The following is a 16018-nucleotide window of genomic DNA, read 5'->3' as shown; positions in this document are numbered from 1 at the left end:
GTGTTCGCGCGATGGCCTCCTCCGTCCTCCGAGTCCCCTGGTGTTTCCTGTTGCTGGCGCTGACCGGCTGCGAGCCCGCGCTCCCGGAACGCACCGACCTCCGCGCCGACGTCGCGCTGGGCACGAGCAGGTCGGACATCCGCATCGCCAACTCGCTCACGACGCAGGAGCTGGTGGTCAACGCCATCGCCGCGAACCACGACGCCAACGAGGCGCTGTCCACCCACTCGCTGGAGTCCCTCTTCGACCCGGACCTGATGGTCGTCGGCCCGGAGAGCGCGCTCGTCAACAACCAGCTGCGCGACCCGTATGCGCAGCGCTTCATGGCGTACCTGGTGGGCTGTGCGCTCGGCCCGGGGGAGACGCTCGCGTGGCTGGATCCCTTGCAGCCCGCGGGCTCACAGGACCGTGAATGGGAGGGCTCCGCGGGCCTCTGCCCCTGGTGGCGCACGTCCGCGCCGGGCACCGCGTGCCTCAAGCGCGTGACGGCCTGCCTCCTGGCGCGCAACAATGGGCTGGGCTACCACGTGGCCCTGTCCATGCGCGGCGAGCTCCGCGAGCCGCACCTCTCCCTCGCGCAGCCGTTCGCGCTGGATGCATGGACGAAGCCCGTCGACCACCTGCCGACCGCGTCCGCGCCGCTGAGCAGCGTGGCGCCGTGCGCGGAGCAGACGGTGGGCGCGGCGCGGGACTGCGGCTGGACGATGCACTCGGTGGGCTGGTGCCCGGCGGGGCAGACCATCTCCGTGGGCGCGGGCGGCCCGGAGAGCTGCGCCTCCGAGGCGCCGCTGGGCTCCAGCGCGGACGCGCGCATGGTGCTGCGCGTGTGCAATGGCATCGCGGGCTGTGACAGCGCCGACGCGCGGCTCGTGGCCTCCAGCGAGGGCTGCACGCAGGGCTCCACGGACCCGGACCCCTCCCCGTCCACGGACCCCTCCGTGCAGTTCACCTGCCCCGCGAACGGCGGCTACTTCACGGTGATGACCGCGCCCTGGGACAGCGAGGCGTCAGGCACGGCGAACGTGGCGGTCACCCCCGGCGTGCAGGCGCCCCTCTCCGAGCGCGCCGTGTACCGGATCCGCGAGGGCGCCTTCTACGGCAACCTCTTCGGGAAGGACGCGCTGCGCGACGACATCAACGTGACGGTGTCGCTGGCGGCGGGCTCGAAGGACCTCTACGTCATCAAGCGGCCGCGGTCCCACCAGACGAAGCCCATCTTCAACGACCTCTACGCCTGCTACGACCCGGGCTGGGTGCACGGCAGGGCGTACGCGACCTACCGCGTGTGCGCGCTGCCGGGCACGCACGAGGACTGCGCGGCCACGGTGACGGGGCCGTGCTGGACCGGGGACCCGTCGCTCCAGCACCGGTGCGACACCCAGGACGGCCCGCTGCTGAGCGGCGACGGCGACTTCGAGCGGTGCCGGGACACCTCCAACGTCCTCTGGAAGGAGCCCATCACCGTCTACCTCAATGGCGCGTGCGACCTAGTGGATGATCAGCACCGCGACCTGTGCAAGCGCTGGTCGGAGCCTCCGCCGCCGCAGAACGGCACCGACAGCCGGGGTGGCTCGAGCAAGCGCTAGTCCATGGCGGGCAACGGCGAGGAGGCCCTCTACGGCGAGGAGCTGCGGCCGGGCGCGCTCGTGGGCGAGTGGGTCGTGGACCACGTCCAGGTCCACGGCCCCGTGTCCGCGCTGTACCGGGCGCGGCACGCGCGCTCGGGCACGCCCGCGGCGCTGAAGGTGCTGCACCCGCAGGTGTCCACGGCGGCGGTGGCGCTGCGGCGCTTCCGGCGCGAGGCGGCCACGTTGCAGCGGCTGCGCCACCCGCACATCGTCACGGTGCTGGGCTACGGCGAGCTGGCGGACGGCCGGCCCTTCATCGCCATGGAGTGGCTGGAGGGGCAGGACCTGGCGGCGGAGCTGGCCGCCCGCGGGCCGCTGTCCTCGCGCGAGGCGCTGGAGGTGATGGAGCAGGTGGGCGCGGCGCTGCGGGTGGCGCACGCGGCGGGCGTGGTGCACCGCGACCTGAAGGTGCAGAACGTGGTGCGGCTCGCGCCCGGTCGGGGCGGCCCCGCAGTGAAGCTGGTGGACTTCGGCGTGGCGAAGGGGCTGGTGCCGGGCGCTCCGGGCAGCTCGTCCCTCACGCACACCGGCGTGGTGCTGGGCACGCCGCTGTCCATGGCGCCGGAGCAGATCCGTGGCGAGGTGCCGGACGCGCGCACGGACCTGTACGCCGCGGGCGTGCTGCTCTTCCAACTGCTCACGGGCATGCCGCCCTTCCAGGGCGCCACGCGCCACGAGGTGGAGCAGCAGCACCTGCACGCGCCGCCGCCGCGGCCAGGGGAGCACGCGCCGGTGTCCGCCGCGCTGGACGCGGTGGTGCTCCGGTGCCTGCGCAAGGCGCGCGAGGAGCGCTACCCGGACGTGGACGCGCTCCTGGAGGACCTGCGGGGCGCGGTGCTGGGCGGCGCGGCGCCGGTGGAGGTGCCGCGCGCGGTGGGGCTGTACGTGGAGGCGCGGCTGACGGGAGCGCCAGCCCCCGCGGCGATGGCGGAGCTGGACGCGGGCCTGGAGCGCGCGAGCGCCCTGGCGCGCGAGGCCGGGCTGGAGGTGCGCGTGATGGGCGGCGCGTGCCTGCTCGCCGTGGCCAGCCTCCCGGACGACGTGCGCCGGGAACGCGAGCTGCGCGCGCGGGTGCTGGACGTGGCGCTCGCGCTGATGACGAGCGCCTCCGCCGCGCGCCTCCACGTTACCGCGCACGTGGACCGGCTGACGGCGCGGGAGGAGCCCCGCGGCTGGGCGGACGGCGCGGCCTCCGCGTGGGACGCGCAACGGGGGGAGGGGGGCCTGCTCCACCTGCCCGGCTGGGTGCGCGACGACGGCGAGGGCGCCGCGCCCGTCGCCACCGGCCCGGCGCTGCGGGGACTGGAGGCGGACTTCGTCGCCAGCCCCCTGCCGGATGCGCCCGAGCGCTGGCGGCTCAGCGGCCGGCGCCAGGCCCCCGGGTGAGGGCCCGCGGGCCGCTCACGGCTTGATGCCGTGCCTGCGCAGCAGCCGGTAGAAGTGGACGCGGTCCATGCCCGCGGTGACGGCGGCCTGGGCCACCTTGCCCTGGTGCTTCTCCAGCAGTGCCCGCAGGTAGCGCCGCTCGAAGTCGTCCACCACGCGCCGGCGCTGCTCCGCGTACGGCCGCGACAGGTCCAACTCCAGCGGGCTGCCCTCCGGGCGCGAGTCCTCCTCCGCCAGGGGCAGCGCGTCCTCGAACACGAGGCAGCGCTCCAGGTGGTTGCGCAGCTCCCGCACGTTGCCCGGCCACGCCGCGTGCCGCAGGCGCGACAGGAACTCCGGCGTGCGCAGCGCGCCCGTGCGCTCCGGGTCCGCGCCCAGCGACTCCAGGATGCCCGACACCAGCAGGGGCAGGTCCTCCGGCCGCTGGCGCAGCGACGGCATGGCGATTCGCAGCACCGCGAGCCGGAAGAACAGGTCGGAGCGGAAGCGGCCCGCGTTCACCTCCGCGCGCAGGTCGCGGTGCGTGGCCGCGATGAGCCGCACGTCCACCGGCTGGTACGTGTTGCTGCCCACCCGGCGGATCTCCCGGTTCTCCAGCACGCGCAGCAGCTTGGGCTGAAGCTCCGGGGGCAGCTCGCCAATCTCGTCCAGGAAGACGGTGCCGCCGTCGGCCTCCTCGAAGACGCCCGCGCGCCGGCTCACCGCGCCGGTGAACGAGCCCTTCTCGTGGCCGAACAGCTCGCTCTCCAGGATGTGCGCGGGGATGGCGCCGCAGTCCACCACCAGGAACGCCGCGTCCCGGCGCCGGCTGGCCTGGTGGATGGCGAGCGCCGCCTGGCTCTTGCCCGTGCCCGTCTCCCCCTCCAGCAGCACCGTGACGTCGCGCGCGGAGGCCCGCTCCATCATCGCGAAGCAGCCGCGCATGGCCACGGACGTGCCCACCAGCGTGCCGAAGCGCGTCAGGTCCGACAGCGGCAGCCGGTTGCTCTCCGCGCTGAAGTCGAACCGCAGCACCACGCGGCCCAGCCTGAGGAGGCTGCCGCTGCGCAGGATGCCCTCCACCACCTGCACGCCGTCCACGATGACGCCGTTGAGGCTGTCCAGGTCCTTCACCTGCGGGCCCTTGGGCCCGATCCTCACCTCGCAGTGGAAGCGCGACACGGTGGAGTCCTCCACCGCGAAGTCGTTGAGCGGGTGCGAGCCCACCGAGCAGGTGTCCGCCGTGGACTCCCACATCGTGCCCGCGCCCGGGCCCTCCACCACGGACAGGCGGAAGCGGCGCACCGTGGGCAGGTCCCCCGGGCGGCGGGCCTGCTCATACGGCAGCGTCACGTGGAGCGCGGCCTCCTGCGCCTCTTCATCCGAGCGGGCGGCCTTGTCCTTCGACTCCCCGGGGGCCCCGTCGACGCGGGTTCGATCCGACACAGACATGCAACGCAAACTACCACGTCCAGGCCATGCGGGGCGGGCCCGCCGGGTGTCCGCCAGGCCACAGACGCGGCACGCGCGTCAGCTGAGCGTCACGTCCAGGAACATCATCAGCACGAAGCCCACCATCAGCCCGGCGGTGGCCTCCTTCGCGTACTCCTGGCGGTGGCTCTCCGGGATCATCTCGTCGCTGACGACGTACAGCATGGAGCCGCCCGCGAACGCGAGCGCCCACGGCAGCACGCCCGCCGCGAACGACGTGGCGAAGAAGCCCACCAGCGCGGCCACCCCCTCCACCAGCCCCGTGTAGAGCGCCACCAGCACCGCCTGCTTGCGGCTGTACGACACGCCCATCAGCGCCAGCGCGACGACGAAGCCCTCCGGGATGTCCTGCAGCCCGATGCCCACGAGGATGGGCACGGCGATGGTCATGGAGCGGCTGCCCACGCCCGTGCCCACCGCCAGGCCCTCCGGGAAGTTGTGCAGCGCGATGGCCAGCACGAACAGCCAGATGCGCTTGAGGTTCACCGCCTCCGCGTTGCCCTCCTGGCCCTTGATGAAGTGCTCGTGGGGGATGAAGCGGTTGCACAGGTGGAGGAACAGGCCGCCCACCAGCATGCTCCCCCCCACCACCAGTGCGGGGACGAAGCGAGACGTGGAGCGCGCCTCCGCCAGGTGGATGGCGGGCACGACGAGCGAGAAGGCCGTGGCCGCGAGCATCACGCCCGCGCTGAAGCCCATCAGCACGTCCTTGGAGCGCTGGGAGATGCCGCCGGTGGCCAGGGCGGGCACCGCGCCCAGGCTGGTGGAGAGGACGGTGACGGCGCTGCCAACGAGCGCCAGGGCGAGGGTGGACGAGCCGAAACCGCTGTCGGACATGGCCCTCCCAACCTGTCGCACTCCCCGCCGCAGGGCCACCTTTTCAGCAAGGTCGGGCGCTTGGGGGCCCGCCATGGAACAGGGGGCGCCCGTTTCCGGGCCGGATGACGCAACTGGCGGCGAACCTTCGCGACAATCTGGAATGTCGGCGTTCGGCCGACCCTGGCGCCCCGTCGCCAGGACCTGGCCGGGTGTCCCCGTCACCTGGGAGAAGCGACATGACCACGATTGGAAAGCCCGGCTCGCGCCCCGCGTCCCCCTTGTCCTCGCAGCCGGCGCAGACGCCCGCCGCGTCCGCGAAGCCCAGCGCGGTGAAGGCCGCCGTCGCGCAGCGGATGACGGACGGCTTCGACGCGGGCCCCCGCACGGGCGGTGCGCGTCCCCAGGCGCTGACGGAGGTGCGCACCTCCGAGACGGCGCTGAAGAAGGACAAGGACGGCGGTGGCCTCCTGGGGGGGATCGGCTCGGCCATCGGCAAGATCGCCGGGGGCGTGGCGAAGGCGCTCGCGCCGCAGGTGAGCACGAACGCGGACGGGCGCACGGTGGTGGACCTGGGGGCGGGGAACAACACGGCGACGGTGTCGCAGGGGAAGGACGGCGGGCTGACCATCAAGTCCGGCAGCGACACGGTGACGCTGACGGCGGAGCAGGCCCAGGGCGCCATCATCAACGGCGGCGATGGGAATGACTCCATCACCGTGGACGCGAGCGTCACGCAGGACCTCACGCTGGACGGGGGCGCGGGCGACGACAAGCTCGTGGGCGGCAAGGGCAATGACACGCTCATCGGCGGCGCGGGCAACGACACAATCCTCGGCGGCGAAGGTAACGACACGCTGAAGGGGCAGGACGGCGACGACTACCTGGAGGGAGGCGCGGGCGATGACCGCATCCAGGGCGGGGAGGGCCGCGACGTGCTCTACGGCCTGGACGGCAACGACACGCTGTCGGGGGGCAAGGGCCGGGACTACATCGACGGCGGGGCGGGCGACGACCGGGCCTTCGGTGGCGAAGGAGATGACCAGGTCATCGGCGGCCGGGGCAACGACACGCTGTCGGGTGGCGCGGGCAACGACGCGGTGGCGGGCGGCGCGGGCGAGGACAAGGTCCGGGGCGGCGCGGGCACGGACAAGCTCTACGTGGAGGAGAACGAGACCACCGCCGACGCGGCCGAGGGCGAGCGCGAGCTCGTGGACATGACGAACGCGGACCAGCGGGGCTCCTCCGTGTCCGTGACGGGCAGCGCGGACTTCCAGGCGCGGGTGCAGTCGGACCTGGACGCGCTGCGGTCGCTGCCTTCGGGGCAGGAGCTGCTGGGCACGCTGGATTCCAGCGGCAAGAAGACGACCATCCGCGAGACGGCCAGCGGCAACAGCGCGGGCGGCACGAACTTCAACGACGGCTTCATGAACGCGGACGGCACCCCGGGCAAGGGCACGGACGCGCAGGTGAACTACCACACCACGCGCATCTCGCTGGGCAACGAGGAGTGGATGAACCGCCCGCCCGTCGTGGGCCTGTTCCACGAACTGGTGCACGCCTCGGACATGAACAACGGCACGCTGGCGCTGGGCTCCAAGAACGGCACGCGCAACCTGGAGACCTCCGCGGTGGGCCTGCCCATCGACCTGGACCAGGACCCGTCCACGCCGGACGTGGTGCAGGGCGGCCGTCCCGGGGAGAACGTCCTGCGGGACGACCTGAACCTGCCCACCCGTCCGCGCTATTAGAGTGCGCGGGATGAGGACCTTCCGCCGCGCGGGTGCCATCATGGCGCTGGCGCTCATCGTGGGGTGTGCGCGGGCGCCAGAGCGGCCCGCGCCTCCAGTGGACAACGGAGGACAGCGCGTGGCCCAGGCGGACGTGGAGTTGAAGGTGGAGTCGGTGGCGCGCGAGGCGGACACGCTCGCCGTCACCTACGCGGTGCACAACCGGACCTCGAGGGCCGTGCTGCTCCTGGACGGCCTGTGGGACGTGGGCTTCAGCGGCCACCTCACGCTGGCGCCGGAGCGGACCTACGTGGACCTGTCCGGCGGCAAGGTGGTGCTGTCGCGGATGTTGCTGCCGGTGCCGGAGGACCTGGCGGTGGAGGCGCCGGAGGTGCCCGCCGTCACCCGCGTGGAGCCGGGCGCCACGGCGAGCCGCCGCGCGGTGGTGCCGCTGCCCCTGCGCACCGCGCTGCCGTACGCCACGGGGCCGGAGGAGACGCGTGAGCTGTCGGCCGTGCGGGAGGTGTCCCTGCGAGTGGGCTACCTGCCGGACGCGGACGCGGTGACACTGAGCGAGGGGAAGGACGCGCAGGGCACGCCCATCCAGACGCCTCAGTACGGACCGGCGGTGACGGCGCAGCGGGTGTTGGACAGCGGCCCGCTGCCGGTGACGGGCGCGAAGTAGGGGAGCCCCGGCCCTGGCGTGGGAGGACGAACGCGATGGCGGCTCCGGGCCCGTCATCGTCACCGAGGATGCGCAGGGGCGCCGCTCGCTGCGCTTCGGTGACGGTGGCGCGCGCCAGAGCGTGGTGTGGCCCGGCGAGCCGCTGCGGCTGGAGCTGCCGTACACCCGCATGGCGATGGTGGCCCTGGCGTTCGTGCCGCGGCCGGAGAACGTCCTCGTCGTGGGCCTGGGGGGCGGCGCCATCCCCATGTTCCTGCGCGCGGTGCTGCCGGACACGCAGATCGACGTGGTGGAGGTGGAGCCGGCGGTGGTGGACGCCGCGAAGGCGTACTGCGGCTTCCAGGAGGACGCGCTCCTGCGCGCGCACGTGGCGGATGGGCGGGCGTTCATCGAGGCGGACGGGCCGCCCTACGACGTCATCTTCCTGGATGCGTATGGGGCGGACCAGATTCCCGGGCACCTGGCCACGCGCGAGTTCCTGGGCGCGGTGCGCGAGCGGCTCTCGCGGGGCGGGGTGGTGGCGAGCAATGTCTGGGAGTCCGCAGGCAACCCGCACTACGACGCGATGGTGCGCACCTACCAGGTGAGCTTCCATGGCGTCTCCGTCTTCGAGGTGCCCACCACCACCAACCGCATCCTGGTGGGGCTGGAGGGGCCGCTGCGGCTGACGCGCGAGGCGCTGGTGGAGCGGGCCCGGCAGGTGGAGCGGGAGCGGAGGCTGCCGTTCCGGTTGAGCCCCCTGGTGGTGCAGCGCTACCGGCCCCTGACGCGGCGGTGGGGCCGGGGGCGGGTGTTGACGGACGCGGGGCTGGGGCCCGGCGGCCTCATCCTGGAGGAGTGAGGCCGCTCTGCTGGCCAGTGAGCACGGCCCTGCCCGGTCGCGGCTGAATCGAGGAGCGGCGCTGCTAATCTTGAAGGTTCGGAACGTCAGCAGCCTTGCGGGAGACGCGATGAACGGCGCGAACGATGGACGACCCGGCCAGCCCTCTGCTTCCTCCGAGGACGGGGCGCCGCTGGCGGACGGCGAGTCCGATGACGCGAGCCTGGAAGGACAGCCGAGGCCGAAGCCTATCTACGTGCTGGAGGGCAACACGCTGAAGACGCGGCTGACGCGCGAGCTGGGGATCCACTATCCCTTCGTCGGCGCGGGCATGGCGTTCGTGGCGTTGCCGCCGCTGGTGACCGCGGTGTCGGAGGCGGGCGGCCTGGGAATGCTGGGCACGGCGCCGGAGCCGCCGGGGGTGCTGGAGGAGCGGCTGAAGGCCATCCAGGCGGGCACGCGGCGGCCCTATGGCGTGGACTTCATCGTGGATCGGCGGGAGCCGCACGGCTTCACGACGCGGGACCACGTGGACGTGTGCGTCGCGGCGAAGGTGCCGGTGGTGGTGTTCCACTGGACGCTGCCGCCGGTCGAGTGGATCCGCGCGCTGCGGGCCGTGGGGACGCGGGTCTGGATGCAGGCGGGCACGGTCGAGCTGGCGAAGCAGGCGCTGGAGGCCGGCGCGCAGGGGCTCATCGCGCAGGGGAGGCAGGCGGGCGGGCGCAACCTGAGCAGCACGCCGACGTTGGAGTTGCTGAAGGCGTTCCGGCAGATGACGGACGCGGTGCCGGTGTTGGCGGCGGGAGGCATCGCGGACGGGGTCAGCGCGGCGCGAGCGCTGCATCAGGGCGCGGACGGCGTCTGGGTGGGCACGCGGCTGGTGGCGTCGGTGGAGGCATACGCGCATCCGCTCTACAAGCAGCGGCTGGTGGACGGGGACGCGGCGGATACGGCGCTGACGACGCTGTTCGGACCGGAGTGGGTGGGCAAGCGCATGCGGGTGATCCGCAACCGCGTGGTGCGCGAGTGGGCGGGGCGTGAGTCGAGCGCGCCGCCGGCGACGGAGTCGGACGCCATCGGGACGACGAAGCTGTTCCCGGGCGTGCTCGACGTGCCCTACGTGATGCCGAGGTTCAGCTCCTTCCTGCCCACGCCGGACACGCAGGGGGACCTGGAGGAGATGAGCCTCCCCGCGGGAGGCGCGAGCATGGCGCGCATCGACACCGTGCAGCCCGCCGGGCAGATCGTCGTGGAGATGATGGAGCAGGCCCGGCGGCTCTTGGCGTCGCCGGAGGGGCTGGATGAGGCGGACGACGAGGACCGGGGTTAGCGAAACGCCGCTTCGGCCTCTACCTATCCGTGTTCTCTGAAGGTGAAGTAGCCGCACTCCACCTGCAATGGAGGCCTCGACGGCCTTTCCCGACGATGGGGGGTTCCGCGTCTGGTAGGGTGCCGCCCGGCGAGCCTCCGTTGCCGCGACTTGCTGCCCTTCTCGTCCTGCTGCTGGGGACTGCTGTCCCTGCCCAACCCGCCCCTGCCTCCCGCGAGCGCCAGGAGCGGCGCATCTCCCTTCCGGACAGCGCCTCGGAGCCCGTGCCGGAACTGCACGTCGCGACGGGTGCTGTCACCTTGCTTCTCTTCGACGCGCCGCTGGACCTGGCCTCGGTGGAGTTGGAAGGCCGCGAGCGGTTCCGATTCCTCGATGTGGGGGAGCGAATGCTTGCGCTGGAACCTGCGACCGATCTCCGGTCGGGTGAGCAACTCGGCCTTCGGGTGCGCTTCGCCGAGGGTGCCCGCCCCGAGCAGGCCGTCTTCGTGCTGGTGACGCACCCGTCAGACGTCGATGCTCGGGTTCAGGTCTTCCGCCGAGCGCAGTCGATTCCCGCGCTTCAGGCGGAGTTGGCGGAGGTACGCGCCGAGCTTGCCGCGCTCCGGGCACGCAGCGAAGTGAGCAGTCCGGCAGGGCTCGCCCTGGCGGGACTCTTGGACGAGAACGGGGTCGTTGCCAGGAAGCTTGAGTTGCAACTCAGGCAGGAGGGCCAGTCCTCGCTGCGTGTCATGGGCGGCTTCATCCTTCGCGCTCCCGCCTGGGGATTGGTGTTCATGCAGGTGATGAACTTGGGCAAAGTGCCCTGGACCCCGACGGAAGCGCGTCTCACCCATTCAACGGGGGGCGTACAGGTGCCGGTGCTCGGCGTTCGCATGAAGCAACCCCGGATTGAGCTGGGTGAAGTGGGTGTCGTCATGGTGGAGACGGAGGGGCCTGACTGGGAGGTGGGTACGCTGTTCCGCTTGGAGTTGGTGGATGCCACGGGCACTCGTCGCATTCTCGTTCCGCGTGTCGCGCTGTAGAGGTCGGCTATGTTGACAGTCATCCACCATCCCGCATCGCTCCCGCCCGGCTACCTGTTTGACGGCTGGCGGGTGGTGAAGCTGCTGGGGGCGGGCACATACGATGCGGTCTGTCGCGTGGAGAAGGGCGGCCAGCACTGCGCGATGAAGATCGCCATGCACCGGCCTGGGAGCGGTGATGCGGAGCAGGCGGACGCGAGGTTGATGCGCGAGGTGTGGTGCCTCGTCCACCTTCGCCACCCGAACCTCGTCGGCATCCACGCCCATGGGCGCTGGCCGGACATCGATACGGGCTGGTTGTACGTCATCCTCAAGTTCGTGGAAGGGCACACGTTGGCGGAGTGGGTGGAGCGGATGCACCCCACGGCGCAGGAGGTGGTCCGCGTCTTCGAGAAGCTCGCGGTCGCCATGGACTACATGCACGGGCGCGGCGTCTTCCACCGCGACTTGAAGCTCGCGAACATCATGGTGCGGGCCAAGGACGGCGAGCCCACCATCCTCGACTTTAGCGCAGGGGACTACACCCACGCCGAGGATTTGACGGACGCTCCGCTGCCGCCCGGCACTCGCCGTTACCGCTCGCCCGAGGCTTCGCGCTTCTTCAAGGAGCACGGAGAGGAGAAAGGCGCGCGGTACGAGTTCAAGGTGACGGATGTCATCTACGCTTCACCGGAGGCGCTGCTGGGAGAAGCGACGGACGCGCGCGGACCTCTTCTCCCTGGGGCTGGTGCTGCTGGAGTTCGCCACGGGCCGGCACCTCTACTACCCGGGGAACCTCAAGCAGGAGGAGGGACCGCGACTCTCGCGGGAGCAGCGTCAGCGCGTGCTCGCGGCCCTGGCCACGACGATGGAACTCCACCTGCCGCCCTTCGTGGAGGACGCCATCCGGCACGCCATGACGTACCGGGCGAAGGAGGTGGCGAGCGCCACCTTCGGCCTGTCCCAACTGCTGCGCACCGTCTTCCACCGGCTGCTGTGCCGCGGAGCCGGCCTCGCGCTTCGCTACAGCAGCGGCGCTGGAGGTGGCCTTGCGTGCGCAGCTCGCGCAGAGAGGCGGGTACGGCGCCGCCGAAGCGGTGAAGGAGGTGGAGGCCGCGCTGTTTGAAGGCGGTGAGGCGTTGGAGGAGTTGGATTTGATGGAGGACGAGGGCGGCATCGTCCCGGCCTTCCCACCGCTGAGCCAGGACGACATCCGAACGGAGCCCCGGCCCCTTCGCAGTGCGGACGAGACGACGACGGAGCCGCAACCGGACGCCTTGCGCCTGACGCGGCATTAACACTTGCTGGCCCGAGGCGGCCGGCACCCATTCCTTTTAGTCCTGAGTCATGACGCGCGGCCGGCCCCAAGCCGGGCTGAACGTCAGACGTGTGTCCTTTGCTCCCCTCGCTGGGGCATTGCTGGGAGGCGTGTATGCGAATGACGAGACGTTGGGCGGTATGGCTGTGGTTGTTGTGGCCCGTGGCCGCATGGGCGGAGGACGTCCCGGGGGGGCAGCCCGGGGAGGAGCAGCAGCGCCAGCAGGCTACTGCGTGGCGCTCGCTGCTGCGGCTGGACGCGACGACGTGGGCCCTGCTGCCGCGCGCGGGTATCGGCTCGGACGAGGGCTTCCTCCAGGTGGAGCCGACGCTCATTCTCGACGGAGGCGCGGAGTTCGGCCTCAACCTGGGCGCCCCGGTGCGGCTGCGGCTGTGGGGTGGAGGGGAAGACACGGGCCTCGTGCGGCGGGAGGACTGGGACAGCCTCTCGGACTTCGGGCAGGTGGTGCGCGGCCTCAAGCTGGGCTCGGACAACGCGCCCCTGGGCGTCTGGTTCGGCGGGCTGGAGTCCTACAGCCTGCTGTCGGGGCACCTCGTGCGGCGCTACTCCAACCGAAGCAATCCCGACTACCACCCGGCTGGAGGTTTCCTCACCGGCACCCTGGGGCCCCTCTACACGCAGGCCTTTGCGTCGGACGTGCTGGGTGCGCGACTCATGGGTGCGGAAGTCGCGCTGGACGTGCAGCACGTCCTCTTCGGCCAGCCCCGCGAGCCGGGCCGCTACACGCTGGCGCTCTCCGCCGTGCATGACTGGGGACGGGCCGGAGGGCGCGCCCCCTCGGTGACGCTGGCGCACCTGGACGGCACCGCCGTGGTGGTGGTGCGGCCGGACTTCGAGGCCCACCTGATTGCTGGTTGGGGCGGGCGGCCAGGTGAGGGCGGCGCATGGGGCGCCGTGGTGGGCGCGGGCGCGGATGCGTTGACGCCCACGCTGGACATGCGGTTGCGCTTGGAGGTGCGCAGGCAGCACGGCGGCTTCCGACAGGGCTTCTTCGGTCCGGACTACGAGCTGGCGCGCTTCCGGGCCGCAGGGCCGGAGAGAGTGCCGCTGGCGGAGGCGCCCTTCCCGGACGGGTACTCGGCTTATGGCGAGGCGGAGGTGGGGTGGGACGCGGTCCGCTACGGCGGCCTCTCCAAGCACCTGAAGCTGTCGCTGGGAGTGGAGGCCTTCTCGTGGGGCCGCTTCGACGTGGATGGGCGCGTGGCGATGCAGCTCTTCGCGCGCAGCCTGGAAGTGGCGGTGAAGGGGCTCGGAGTGGGCATGGGACAGCCCGGGGCGCGCTACCTGGGGGCCGCCGAGGTCCGCTGGCGATTCCTGGGCGGGAAGCTCTCCGCGCTGGGGACGGGTGGCACGCTGCTGTTCCCCACGTCGGAAGGGACGCTGCGGCCAGGGGCTTTCGCCTCGGTGGGCCTGGGGGTGGACAATGCGCGCTGACGCCCTGGTGCTGGCCGTGGCGCTGCTGGCCACGGGATGCGCCTCAGTGCCGTACGCTCCTGGGAGTCGTCGGAGCTTGAGCTACGCGCCGCGTGCGGCTCCTGCGCCCGCGTGGGTGGACGCTCCGCGTGATGAGTCCCCGCGCGCCCGGAACTCTCCACCGTCCGCCATCTCGGGCCCCGAGCCGTCCCAACGGAAGTTGCGTCGCCAGGGGCCCCGTGACGACGTGACCGCCGTGGGAGACAGCGCGGTTGGGGGTGGGGCCCGGAGCACTGCATCGACGCGGCAGGCGGTCCTCACTGCCACGGACGAGGTGAAGGGCTCCCTGCGCAGCGTCGAGGCCGCATTCACCCAACTGGCGGACCGTCCTCCCGACCTTTGGGGCTTCAGCCTCACCGGCGTCTTCACGCGCTACCTCGACCAGGGTTCCAAGCAGGTGACGTGGCTGCATGGTGCACTCGGGGCTGCCACCGTGTTGACAGAGGCAGCCTCGGAAGTCGATGACACGGACATGGAGCTGGGTCTCCTTCGCGTGGCGGGGCCCAGGCTCCAGACGGCCCAATTCGGGACCCTCCTCCTGGCCACCTGGGTGGACTTCCTCCACCTCGCGGATGCCATTCTCCGGAACTGCCCGATGTGCAGCGTCGAGAAGCTCTTCACGGACCTGCACCGCGTGCAGGGACTCATGGAGCCCACGTTGACGGACCTCGCTTCCCTGGACCCGGAGCGGGTCGAGGCCGCGACCCTCGCGATGCCCGCGCTGATGGGGAAGCTGACGCGTGAGTTCGACACGCTCCATCGAGAGGCCCGCTCGACCCTGAAGCTTGGCGGGCAGGTCATCGCGGCAATGAAGGCGGTGGAGATGGTCACCATGATTTCCACCATGAAGATGGCCCTACCGCGCGTGCCACCCTCGGCCCCTGCGACGCTCGGCGTGGGCCTCGTGATGAGTTCGGGTGGAGTGATGGTGGGCTCTCGGCTGGTGGTCTCCGCCGAGTGGGTGGAGATGATGCGAAGGCTCGTGCAGGCAGGCGTCATCTCCGTACCTGCCGCCAGCGCGGCCGTCCTCATTCACGGCGGACAGGTCACGATGGCTCAGGCGCATCAGGACCTGCCCAAGGGTGTGCGCGACGCGCTGGGGGACAGCCCCGAGGTGCGCGGCATGCAGGTGACGGGCAGGGCCGGGGCGGGCATGTCCGACGCGCCCAAACACCACGTGTTGCCGCAAGAGCACCGCGAGTGGTTCGAGCGGCGCGGCTTCAAGGGCGACATGGACATCGACCAGTTCTGCGTCCGGTTGGAAAAGGCCCACCACGAGGCGATTCACGGCGGGGGGAACTGGAAGCTGGGACGAACCTGGCCCGGCGAATGGAACCAGCTTCTTATGCGCGAGCTGCTCAAAGCCGAGACACGAGCTGGCCGGATGTTGACGCGGGATGCCATCCTGAAGCTCGTCGCCAAGCAAATGAAGGATTATAAGATCCCAATGAACTTCACCTCCTGGAGGGGCCAATGACCGCCCGGCATCCGTGGGAGGGCGACGTGAAAGCCCGCCTGTATGAAAGGGTCCTTGAGCGTGGTTACGACTCTCTCACTGCCTTTGCGGATGCGCGCCCTGCTGTCCCGCTGCATGTTCTGGCCGACGAACTTGGCAAAGACGATGTCGCTGCGGTGCAGGTGTTCAGTGGGTTGCTCGCTGAGGCAGAGCAGCGCAGGCGGGTCACACGTCTTGTGCGTGATGTGCTCGTGCGAGAGCTGTCCGACGACTTCCCCAACGGCTGGCCGACCGTGATGGACGACGGAACCCGTATGGACGTTGCCATAGCTCTTGGTCGGTGGAGTGGCTACACGCCGGAAACCCATCAGGACCGCGTGGACCAAGCCAGCAATGCGCTCCTTGCCATGCCGCCGCCGCCCGGATGGCGCCCACTCAGTCCCGACGATGAGCTACTTCTGACGCTCCTCCCCGACGAAGAAGCTTGACCGGCAAGGGCGCCCCTGCCTCCTGACGCGCGGGGGCGCTGGACAGGTCAAGTCCCGAATCATGTGTAGTTGGTCGGGAGGGGGTTCGGGGAGGAAAGCTCCTTGGCTGCATCATGCTTCGGTGTCTGAGATTGATTTCAGCAGGGACATGTCGAGGTAGCGACGGTCTGTACCGCACCGAATTGTTGAGACACCAGGTTGGTCGTAGTCAGGCGGCTTGTTTCAGCAGCAGCTCCCGCCGGGCCTGGCTGGGCGAGAGGAAGTGGTGACGTAACCGTTCACCGGTTGGTGCCTGCTTGAAGGGGCTGCCGGGCAGCGTACGGTGGGCGGGGCGGCGCTCGACGGTGTTGGCTGTGACGTGACACACCGCGACTCATGGCGGAACTCGACCCCCGA

The 16018-nt window shown here is 71.2% G+C and carries 14 protein-coding genes and 1 pseudogene; 13 read left to right on the top strand and 2 right to left on the bottom strand.

Annotated elements, in window-relative coordinates; translation table 11 throughout:
- Positions 1-11 precede the first annotated feature (11 nt).
- On the top strand, positions 12-1586 hold the full coding sequence (locus tag U8525_RS24505; RefSeq protein ID WP_374268729.1) for a hypothetical protein: 1575 nt from the start codon (positions 12-14) through the stop codon (positions 1584-1586).
- A 3-nt stretch (positions 1587-1589) separates the two neighbouring features.
- A complete protein-coding gene (locus U8525_RS24500; protein WP_374268728.1) occupies positions 1590-3014 on the top strand; it encodes a serine/threonine-protein kinase in 1425 nt (474 codons plus the stop codon).
- Between the two features lie 15 nt (positions 3015-3029).
- Here U8525_RS24500 and U8525_RS24495 read toward each other — a convergent pair whose 3' ends face one another.
- Positions 3030-4445, bottom strand: a complete 1416-nt coding sequence (locus tag U8525_RS24495) for a sigma 54-interacting transcriptional regulator (RefSeq protein ID WP_374268727.1) — start codon at positions 4443-4445, stop codon at positions 3030-3032.
- Positions 4446-4523: 78 nt separating this feature from the next.
- Positions 4524-5321: a ZIP family metal transporter gene (locus tag U8525_RS24490; RefSeq protein WP_374268726.1), complete on the bottom strand. Its 798-nt coding sequence runs from the start codon at positions 5319-5321 to the stop codon at positions 4524-4526.
- Positions 5322-5539: 218 nt separating this feature from the next.
- Between U8525_RS24490 and U8525_RS24485 the strand changes: the two genes are divergently transcribed.
- From U8525_RS24485 to U8525_RS24435, 11 genes and pseudogenes are all read left to right on the top strand, one after another.
- Complete coding sequence (locus tag U8525_RS24485) at positions 5540-7051, top strand: M91 family zinc metallopeptidase (protein WP_374268725.1); 1512 nt, start codon at positions 5540-5542, stop codon at positions 7049-7051.
- Positions 7052-7061: 10 nt separating this feature from the next.
- Positions 7062-7715: a hypothetical protein gene (locus tag U8525_RS24480; RefSeq protein ID WP_374268724.1), complete on the top strand. Its 654-nt coding sequence runs from the start codon at positions 7062-7064 to the stop codon at positions 7713-7715.
- A 121-nt stretch (positions 7716-7836) separates the two neighbouring features.
- Complete coding sequence (locus tag U8525_RS24475; RefSeq protein ID WP_374268723.1) at positions 7837-8556, top strand: spermidine synthase; 720 nt, start codon at positions 7837-7839, stop codon at positions 8554-8556.
- Positions 8557-8665: 109 nt separating this feature from the next.
- Entirely contained in the window at positions 8666-9865 is a 1200-nt protein-coding gene (locus tag U8525_RS24470; protein WP_374268722.1) for an NAD(P)H-dependent flavin oxidoreductase, read from the top strand.
- A gap of 95 nt (positions 9866-9960) precedes the next feature.
- Complete coding sequence (locus tag U8525_RS24465) at positions 9961-10887, top strand: DUF2381 family protein (protein WP_374268721.1); 927 nt, start codon at positions 9961-9963, stop codon at positions 10885-10887.
- Between the two features lie 9 nt (positions 10888-10896).
- Positions 10897-11418 (top strand): annotated as a pseudogene (locus U8525_RS24460) (serine/threonine protein kinase); the annotation flags it as partial.
- A gap of 121 nt (positions 11419-11539) precedes the next feature.
- Entirely contained in the window at positions 11540-11992 is a 453-nt protein-coding gene (locus U8525_RS24455; protein ID WP_374268807.1) for a hypothetical protein, read from the top strand.
- A complete protein-coding gene (locus tag U8525_RS24450; protein ID WP_374268720.1) occupies positions 11916-12164 on the top strand; it encodes a hypothetical protein in 249 nt (82 codons plus the stop codon). Before U8525_RS24455 ends, U8525_RS24450 begins: the two co-directional genes overlap by 77 nt.
- 140 nt (positions 12165-12304) lie before the next feature.
- Positions 12305-13639, top strand: coding sequence for a hypothetical protein (locus tag U8525_RS24445; RefSeq protein ID WP_374268719.1), 1335 nt, complete (start codon positions 12305-12307; stop codon positions 13637-13639).
- Positions 13640-13952: 313 nt separating this feature from the next.
- Positions 13953-15155 carry a DUF2380 domain-containing protein gene (locus tag U8525_RS24440; RefSeq protein WP_374268718.1) on the top strand — a complete coding sequence of 401 codons (1203 nt, stop codon included), beginning with the start codon at positions 13953-13955 and terminating at the stop codon, positions 15153-15155.
- On the top strand, positions 15152-15622 hold the full coding sequence (locus U8525_RS24435; protein ID WP_374268717.1) for an NUDIX hydrolase: 471 nt from the start codon (positions 15152-15154) through the stop codon (positions 15620-15622). Before U8525_RS24440 ends, U8525_RS24435 begins: the two co-directional genes overlap by 4 nt.
- Positions 15623-16018: the final 396 nt, after the last annotated feature.

It is taken from the genome of Corallococcus sp. RDP092CA, from assembly GCF_041903675.1.
GTDB lineage: Bacteria > Myxococcota > Myxococcia > Myxococcales > Myxococcaceae > Corallococcus.
The sequence above is the reverse complement of the archived record's forward strand: the minus strand, read 5'-3'. Positions and strand labels throughout refer to the sequence as shown.